Below are 8,446 nucleotides of genomic sequence, written 5' to 3'. Positions count from 1 at the left end.
TCCCTCTCCCCTCATGGGAGAGGGAGGGAGCGACGCAGTCGCGGAAGGGTGAGGGGGAGTGGGGGTCGAGACATCCCCCTCACCTTCCCACTCGGCTGACGCCGAGCGGGCCCCTCCCTCTCCCACAGGGGGAGAGGGGTTATGCCACCCCTCCTTCTTCAGGATGTTGGCAGCACGCTTGTAGCCGGCGACCAGGTTGGCACCGTCCTCCGTTCCGACGAACGCCTGGAGCGCATGGACGCGGGCGAGAAGGCGGACGAGATCGTCCTCGCCGCCGAGCGCGAACACCGCGTCGATGAGGTCGTGGCGGACGCCGGCTTCGCGTTGCTGGACTTTGAGGCGATCGATCAGGAACAACCCCGCCCCCATCATCCCGCCCAGCTTACCCTGGGCGCTGAGCCGCGCTCCCATATCAATAGCCGCTTCCCGTTCGATTGCCGTGGGCTCATGGCTAGGTTTGATCGAGTAAGTAGCAACGGCAACTTGTTCGAAGTCTATCGGTGAATCAGCCTCTAGCGCAAGGCGAGCACGCACCTGCAGCGGCTTTTGTAGTAATTGACCCAAGCCAGTGCGGATGCCGTTTGTTACCAGCAAAGCGATCAGCGCCAATCCTGCTCGCCGGAGAGCAAATGGATCTTTCGAACCAGTTGGTTGCTGGTCAATCTCAAAGAATTGTACAATCGTATCCAACTTGTCCGCCAGCGACACCGCCACCGTCACCGGCGCGGTCGGCACGTCATCCCCCTGCCCGACCGGCTTGTAATGGTTGCGGATCGCCTCGGCGACTTCGCGCGGCTCGCCCTGCGCGGCGGCGTAATAGCCGCCGATCAGCCCTTGCAGCTCGGGGAACTCGCCGACCATGCCGGTAACGAGGTCGGCCTTGCACAGGCGGGCGGCGCGCTCGGCGAGATCGGCGAGGGAAAGTCCCTCTCCCCCTGTGGGAGAGGGAGGGAGGCCCGCAGGGCCGGAAGGGTGAGGGGGAGTGGGGGTCGACGCGTCCCCCTCATCCTTCCCACTCGCCAAAGCGAGCGGGCCCCTTCCTTCTCCCACAGGGGGAGAAGGAGATCGGACGATCCCCTCCTCGACCAGCCAGCGCGCCAGCTTCGCGACGCGCTCGACCTTGTCAGCGACGGTGCCCAGTTTCTCGTGGAAGACGATGCGGTCGAGCTTCCTGGCCTGGTCCTCGAGCGGCACCTTGAGGTCGGTGTCGTAGAAGAACCGCGCGTCGGCCAGCCGCGCCGCCAGCACCTTGCGGTTGCCCTCGACGATCTTTGCGCCGCCGTCGCTCGCCTCGATGTTGGCGGTGCAGACGAAGGCGTTCGCCAGCTTGCCATCGGCATCGCGGCAGACGAAATATTTCTGGTTCACCCGCGCGGTGAGCTGGATCACCTCGGGCGGCACGGCGAGGAACGCCGTATCGAAGCGGCCGAGCAGCGGTATCGGCCACTCCGTCAGGCCGGCGTTCTCCGCTACCAGCCCCTCGTCCTCGACCAGCGTCAAGCCGGCTGCCTCGGCGGCTTCGGCGGCGCGGGCGCGGATGATCGCGGCGCGCTCGTCCTGGTCGACGATGACGTGGCAGGCGCGCAGCTTCTCGACATAGTCGTGCGCGCCGCCGATGGTGATGACGCCCGGATGGTGGAAGCGGTGGCCGAGCGTCGCCGCGCCGCTGGTGATCTTGTTGTCCGTTTCGCTGCGCGAACCGGTCGGCCCGGCGATGCTGCACGCCACCACCTCGTCGCCCAGCAGCGCGACGATGCCCTGCAGCGGCCGCACCCAGCGCAGGCTCTCCGTGGAGGCCGACGCCGCGCCCCAGCGCATCGACTTGGGCCAGGGGAAGGCGCGGACGATCGCCGGGATCGCCTCGGCCAGCACCGCGGCGGTGGCGCGGCCGGGCCGCTCGGTGACGGCGAAGAACACACCGTCGCGCTCGACCAGAGCCTCGCGGGCGAGCCCGGTCTTGCGCAGGAACCCGTCCAGCGCTTGGGGCGGTGCGGTGGTCTTCGGACCCTTGCCCTCCTCCGACACCGCCGCCGTCTCGACCGGCAGGTCGCGTGCGATCAGGACGAGGCGGCGCGGCGTGGCGTAGGTGACGAGTTCCCCCGCGACGAGGCCGGCCTTGCCGATCTCGGCGGCGAACAGCCGGGCAAGGTCCTCTCGCGCCCTCGCCTGCATCCGCGCGGGGATTTCCTCGGAGCGCAGTTCGAGGAGGAAGTCGGTCATGCCGTCGCTGCCGTGATAAATGGTTCACGCGGAGGCGCGGAGACGCGGAGAAAAAGCGGCCGAACAGCGTCCGGCGGCACCAGCCGCCTTTGGTCTTCCGGCTGACGACTGAGCAGAAGGTCTCGCCGAAGCGAGACGGGGCAGCAGGCGAACCTTCTCCGCGTCTCCGCGCCTCCGCGTGAACCAATCTTGTTCGCGTCGCGGCGTCGCATGCCGCTCACGCGCTCCACCCGTTCTTCGTCATCCACGCCGCGCACGCGCCCTTCGCCAAGTCGCGGACGCGGCCGATATAGGCCTGGCGCTCCGCCACCGAGATGACGCCGCGCGCCTGGAGCAGGTTGAAGTGGTGGCTCGCCTTGATCGCCTGCTCGTACGCGGGGATCGGCAGCTCGGCGGCCAGGCAATTCTCGCACTCCGCCACCGCCTTGCGGAACAGGTCGAACAAGGCATCGGTGTCGGCGACCTCGAAGTTCCAGCGCGACATCTCGCGCTCGTTGGCGAGGAACACGTCGCCATAGCTGACGCCGGTGTCGTCATAGGCGAGGTCGTAGACGCTGTCCTTGCCCTGGATGTAGAGCGCCAGCCGCTCCAGACCGTACGTCAGCTCGCCCGCCACCGGCTTCATGTCGAAGCCGCCCATCTGCTGGAAATAGGTGAACTGCGTCACCTCCATGCCGTCGCACCACACCTCCCAGCCCAGCCCCCACGCGCCGAGCGTCGGCGACTCCCAGTCATCCTCGACGAAGCGGATGTCGTGGGTGGTCATGTCGACGCCGATCGCCGCGAGGCTGCCGAGATACAGCTCCTGCAGGTCGGGCGGGCTCGGCTTCAGGATGACCTGATACTGGTAGTAATGCTGGAGCCGGTTCGGATTCTCGCCATAGCGGCCGTCGGTCGGGCGGCGGCAGGGCTGGACGAAGGCGGCGTTCCACGTCTCTGGCCCCAGCGCGCGCAGGCTGGTCGCCGGGTGGAACGTCCCCGCGCCCATCTCCATGTCATAGGGCTGGAGGATCAGGCAGCCGCGGTCGCTCCAGTAATCGTGGAGCGTCAGGATCATGCGCTGGAAGGAGAGCGGGGCTGTCACGAGGGCCGGCTTTGGCGGATGGGGACGTGTCGGGCAAGGGGCCGCCGCTGCCCACGAGCGAACCACCCCCGCGAAGGGGGGCTCAGTTGCAAGCGGCCCGATACTAGGCCCCCGCCTTCGCGGGGGTGGAAAGAAAAATGGCCGGCCGATACAGGGTCGCGCCATGACCAATCATCCCCTTCGCGCTGCCTTCACCGCTATGGCGCTCACCCTGGCGCTGCCCGCCTGCGCCCAGACGCCAGCGCCCGCGCCGGACACCACCCACCCGGCGCTGTGGGTGGCGAAGGACGCCGACACGACGATCTACCTGTTCGGCACCGTCCATGTCCTCAAGCCCGGCCTGCCCTGGTTCGACGAGGCCGTGCGCGCCGCGTTCGACCGCTCGGGCGAGGTGGTGCTGGAACTGGTGCAGCCTGACACCGCGACGATGCAGGGGATCGTCGCCGCCCACGCGGTCACCCCGCCCGCCGCGCCGACGCTGTCGTCGACGCTGACCGAGCCGCAGCGCGCCGCCTATGCCAAGGCGATGGCGGAGGTCGGCGTGCCGCTCGCCGCGTTCGAGCATGTCAAGCCATGGTTCGCCGCGCTCAACCTGTCGCTGCTGCCGCTGATGAAGGCGGGGTTCGACCCCGCCAACGGGCCCGAGAGCGTCATCACCGCCGCCGCCAAAACCGCCAACAAGCCGGTCAGTGGGCTGGAGACCGCCGACCAGCAGATCGGCTATTTCGACGCCCTGTCGCCCAAGGCGCAGGTCGCGTTCCTCACCAGCACGATCGACGAGATGCCCAAGGCGCAGGCCGAGATGGCGACGATGGTCGCTGACTGGGCCAAGGGCGACCCCAAGGCGCTCGCCGCGCTGATGAACGACGACCTCAAGGCCTCGCCGGAGATCGCCGACCTGCTGCTCTATCGCCGCAACCTACGCTGGGCCGAGTGGCTGGCGAACCGGATGAAGACGCCGGGCACGGTGTTCGTCGCGGTCGGCGCGGGACATCTCGCCGGCAAGGGCAGCGTCATCGACGACCTGGCGGCCAAGGGAGTGAGGGTGATGCGGGTGAAGTATTGAACCCACGTCACCCAGGGCTCGTTCCAGGGTCCAGAGCCAAACAGCGCGTCGCCCGCTCTGGATGCCGGGACAAGCCCGGCATGACGAGGAAATTGCTTTTCGACATCGATGCGGCTATGCGCGCTCGCTTCCGGCCATGAAACATCCCTGGAGGCATGGCGGGAAGTGACACCTGTTTCGGAGATTCTGCATGAGCGACCAACTGGAGCTCGCAGCCGAGACGCGTGACCGGGTTGGCAAGGGAGCCTCCCGGGCGCTGCGTCGTGATGGCCGCGTCCCCGCCGTGATCTACGGCAACAACACCGCCCCGACCTCGATCCACCTGGAGGAGAAGGCGCTGCGCCGCGCGCTGGGCACCGGGCACTTCATGAACTCGGTCATCATGGTCGCCGGCGAGCGCACCCTGGCCAAGGACGTCGCCTTCCACCCGGTCAGCGACCGGCCGGTCCATGTCGACTTCCTGCGCATCAGCGAGCACGCCAGCGTGACGATCGCGGTGCCGGTGGTGTTCGTCGATGAGGCGGAGTGCGCCGGCATCGAGCGTGGCGGCGTCCTCAACGTCGTTCGCCACGAGATCGAGCTGGTGGTCGATGCCGCCGCCATCCCGTCGGAGATCCAGGTCAGCCTCAAGGGCTATGACGTGGGCGAGTCGATCCACCTGTCGTCGGTGACGCTGCCGCAGGGTGCCGCGTCGGCGCTGGACGAGAATGACGACACCATCGCGACCATCGTCGCGCCGTCGGCGCTCAAGTCGAGCGAGGGCGGCGAGGCCGAGCCGGCGGCCTAAGGCCGTTCTCCCTCTCCCCAGTGGGGAGAGGGGGTAGCCCATGCAGCTCTGGGTCGGCCTCGGCAATCCGGGCGCGCAATATGCGCTGCACCGGCACAATGTCGGCTTCATGGCCGTCGACGCGATCGGCGAGTTGCACGGGTTCGGCGCGGTCAAGAAGCAGTTCGCCGGCTGGACGCAGGAGGGGCGGATCGGCAGCGCGCGCGTCCTGCTGCTCAAGCCCGCAACCTTCATGAACGAGAGCGGGCGCAGCGTCGGCGATGCGCTACGCTTCTACAAGCTGGGCGTAGAAGCGCTGACCGTGTTCCACGACGAGCTCGACCTCGCCCCGTTCAAGGTCAAGGTGCGCACCGGCGGCGGCCTCGCCGGGCATAACGGCCTGCGCTCGGTCGACCAGCATTGGGGTCCCGACTTCCGCCGGGTGCGGATCGGCATCGGTCATCCGGGGCACAAGGACCGGGTCACCAGTCATGTGCTCGGCAACTATGCCAAGGCGGAGATGGACCCGCTGGCGGCGATGCTGGGCGCGGTCGCCGCCGAAGCGCCGCGGTTGGCGGCGGATGAGCCGGAACGTTTCATGAGCGATGTCGCGCTGCGATTGCAGGAGGCATGATGGCCAGCCGCTCGTTGTTCGCCACCCAGTTCTACCAGGGCGCGCTGGGCGATGAGGCGCTGCTGGCGGACCTCGACGCGGCGTGCCGCGACCTCGCCCGCGAGGACCGCGCCGGGGCGGCCTGGTCGAGGGCGCATGGCTATCGCGGCTATACCAGCTATGCCTCGCTGAACGACCTGCCGCAGCGCGCGCCCGCCTTTGCCGCGGCGAAGCGCATGCTCGATCGTCACGTCGCCGGCTTTGCGCGCGATTGCGGCTTCGACCTGGCGGGGCGGCGGCTGAGGCTCGACAGCCTGTGGGCCAATGTGATGAAGCCGGGCGGCGCCCATTCGGGTCACCTCCACCCGCACAGCACCGTGTCGGGCACGCTGTACGTCGCGGTGCCGCCCGGGTCCGGCGCGCTGCGGCTGGAGGATCCGCGCCTCGCGATGATGATGGCCGCCCCGACCCGGCTGGCCGATGCGCCCGAGGCGCTGCGCCCGTTTATCTATGCCGAGCCGCAGCCGGGCACGATCTTCCTATGGGAAAGCTGGCTACGCCACGAGGTGATGCCGAGCACCGCCAAGGCGGAGCGGATCAGCCTGAGCTTCAACTATCGCTGGTGATTTGGCTGATCCGCTAGCGCTTGGTTCAGCGCCGCTGAACGGAGCTTAAAAGTGCAGACCGAACACCAGGTTGGCGATCGCATCGGGGCGCATCGCATTGTCGTTGCGATACCCGAAGGCATGATGCGGCAGGCCGGGGGCGGCGGCAAAGGCGTGGCTCATCAGCGCGCCGCCCTCGATGCCGATCTGCGCCAGGTGCGACACCGCGAAGGTGTAGCCGGCGGTCAGCGCCGGGTTGAAGCGCTTGAACCCGGCGCGGGTGGCGATCGGCGCCATGTTCGAGCGCGACACCGCGAGCAGGCCGCGGCCGGAATTCTCAGTCTCGGTGATGAAGTTGCGGCGCGAGAACAGGCGGGTGCCGCCCGACAGGTGGAAGCCCGAACCAGCGACCGGGTAGAATTCGACCATCGAATTGCCGGTGAAACGGCGGCGCAGGCCGGCGTCGCCGATCTCGGTCGACAGGATCGATGCGGTCGGGGCCGCGGTCGGCAAGGTCACCGACGGCAGGCGATAAGTGGTCGCCGGTGCGACGGCGGTATCGGTGACGATCAGGGGCGACGCCGTACCCCCAGACGACGGCGTCGCCCCTTCCCCTGCGAAAGCCGGCTGCGCTGCCATGCCGAGTGCCAGTACGATCGCGCCAGTAACAATCCGCATGGGTCGTCCCCTGTTAACCGAAACCCGACATGCCCTCATGCCGCGTTTCTGATGATGAGACGTGGCCGGGCGCGGCAATCCTCACCTCCCGCTGGTTAATGAACGACGAATTGTGGTTTTTTATCGACGAACCGAGACACTTTCTTGGTAAACGATGTGAGGACGGCTCGGCGCTGGTCATCGCAGGGCGGTTTGCCTATGGCCGCGGCCATCGTCGCGGCCTCTCTGGCAGCGCGTCATCAACCAGAAAACGAGGATCGTCATGGGTTTCCGCTGCGGCATCGTCGGGCTGCCGAATGTCGGCAAGTCGACGCTCTTCAACGCGCTGACGCAGACCGCGGCGGCGCAGGCGGCCAATTACCCGTTCTGCACCATCGAGCCGAACGTCGGCAATGTCGGCGTTCCCGACCCGCGGCTCGACCAGCTGGCGGCCATTGCCGGATCGGCTAAGATCATCGCCACCCAGCTCGCGTTCATCGACATCGCCGGCCTGGTCCGCGGCGCGTCCAAGGGCGAGGGGCTTGGCAACCAGTTCCTCGGCAACATCCGCGAGGTCGACGCCATCGTCCACGTCCTGCGCTGCTTCGAGGATGGCGACGTCACCCATGTCGAGGGCAAGGTCGACCCCGTCGCCGATGCCGACACGGTCGAGACCGAGCTGATGCTGGCCGATCTGGAGAGCCTGGAGAAGCGCGTCCCCAACCTCGCCAAGAAGGGCCAGCAGGGCGACAAGGAAGCCAAGATCGGCGCGGCGGTGCTGGGTGGGGCGCTGGCGCTGCTGCGCGAGGGCAAGCCGGCGCGGCTGGCCGAACGCCGCGACGCCGAGGAGGAGCGGGTGTTCGCGGCGGCGCAGCTGCTCACCGCCAAGCCGGTGCTGTATGTCTGCAACGTCGAGGAGGCCAACGCCGCCGCCGGCAACGCCCATGCGGCGCGGGTTTTCGCCAAGGCAAAGGCGGAAGGTGCCGAGGCCGTGATCGTCTCCGCCGCGATCGAGGCGGAAATCGCGACCATGCCCGCCGAGGACCGGGCCGAGTTCCTGGCCGAGCTGGGGCTGGATGAGACCGGCCTCGCCCGTGTCATCCGCGCCGGTTACTCGCTACTCCACCTGCTGACCTTCTTCACCGTCGGACCCAAGGAGGCGCGGGCCTGGACGGTTCATGCCGGGGCCACCGCGCCGCAGGCGGCGGGCGAGATCCACACCGACTTCGAACGCGGCTTCATCCGTGCCGAGACGATCGCCTATGATGATTTCGTCGGGCTTGGCGGCGAGGCGAAGGCGCGCGATGCCGGCAAGCTGCGCGCCGAGGGCAAGACCTATGTCGTCCAGGACGGCGACGTGATGCACTTCCTGCACAGCTGAGCCGGGCGTCAAGCCCGGCCCTCGCTGACGCGCTACCGCCTAGCGGTGACGACC

Annotated in this window: 8 protein-coding genes; 5 read left to right on the top strand and 3 right to left on the bottom strand. The window is 68.1% G+C overall.

Features of this window, described 5'->3' with window-relative positions:
- Together glyS and HUU96_RS07180 are read right to left on the bottom strand one after the other, a co-directional pair.
- The coding region (gene glyS / locus HUU96_RS07185; RefSeq protein ID WP_254605090.1) for a glycine--tRNA ligase subunit beta at positions 1-2,220 on the bottom strand (2,220 nt) is incomplete at its 3' end.
- Positions 2,221-2,437: 217 nt separating this feature from the next.
- A complete protein-coding gene (locus HUU96_RS07180) occupies positions 2,438-3,277 on the bottom strand; it encodes a glycine--tRNA ligase subunit alpha (RefSeq protein WP_174292155.1) in 840 nt (279 codons plus the stop codon).
- 190 nt (positions 3,278-3,467) lie between these two features.
- Between HUU96_RS07180 and HUU96_RS07175 the strand changes: the two genes are divergently transcribed.
- The 4 genes from HUU96_RS07175 (at position 3,468) to HUU96_RS07160 (ending at position 6,375) form a co-directional block, all read left to right on the top strand.
- Entirely contained in the window at positions 3,468-4,370 is a 903-nt protein-coding gene (locus HUU96_RS07175; RefSeq protein WP_174292154.1) for a TraB/GumN family protein, read from the top strand.
- Between the two features lie 190 nt (positions 4,371-4,560).
- Positions 4,561-5,157, top strand: coding sequence for a 50S ribosomal protein L25/general stress protein Ctc (locus HUU96_RS07170; RefSeq protein WP_174292153.1), 597 nt, complete (start codon positions 4,561-4,563; stop codon positions 5,155-5,157).
- A gap of 40 nt (positions 5,158-5,197) precedes the next feature.
- On the top strand, positions 5,198-5,770 hold the full coding sequence (pth, locus tag HUU96_RS07165; RefSeq protein ID WP_174292152.1) for an aminoacyl-tRNA hydrolase: 573 nt from the start codon (positions 5,198-5,200) through the stop codon (positions 5,768-5,770).
- Complete coding sequence (locus HUU96_RS07160; RefSeq protein WP_174292151.1) at positions 5,770-6,375, top strand: TIGR02466 family protein; 606 nt, start codon at positions 5,770-5,772, stop codon at positions 6,373-6,375. The genes pth and HUU96_RS07160 overlap by 1 nt, the downstream gene beginning before the upstream one ends.
- A gap of 45 nt (positions 6,376-6,420) precedes the next feature.
- Here the strand turns inward: HUU96_RS07160 and HUU96_RS07155 are convergent, their stop codons facing one another.
- Entirely contained in the window at positions 6,421-7,032 is a 612-nt protein-coding gene (locus tag HUU96_RS07155; RefSeq protein WP_174292150.1) for a hypothetical protein, read from the bottom strand.
- A gap of 262 nt (positions 7,033-7,294) precedes the next feature.
- On the opposite strand from HUU96_RS07155, the gene ychF reads away from it, so the two are divergent.
- Positions 7,295-8,392: a redox-regulated ATPase YchF gene (gene ychF, locus HUU96_RS07150; protein WP_174292149.1), complete on the top strand. Its 1,098-nt coding sequence runs from the start codon at positions 7,295-7,297 to the stop codon at positions 8,390-8,392.
- The last annotated feature ends 54 nt before the right edge of the window (positions 8,393-8,446 follow it).

This window comes from Sphingomonas bacterium (assembly GCF_903644135.1).
GTDB lineage: Bacteria > Pseudomonadota > Alphaproteobacteria > Sphingomonadales > Sphingomonadaceae > Sphingomonas.
The sequence above is the reverse complement of the archived record's forward strand: the minus strand, read 5'-3'. Positions and strand labels throughout refer to the sequence as shown.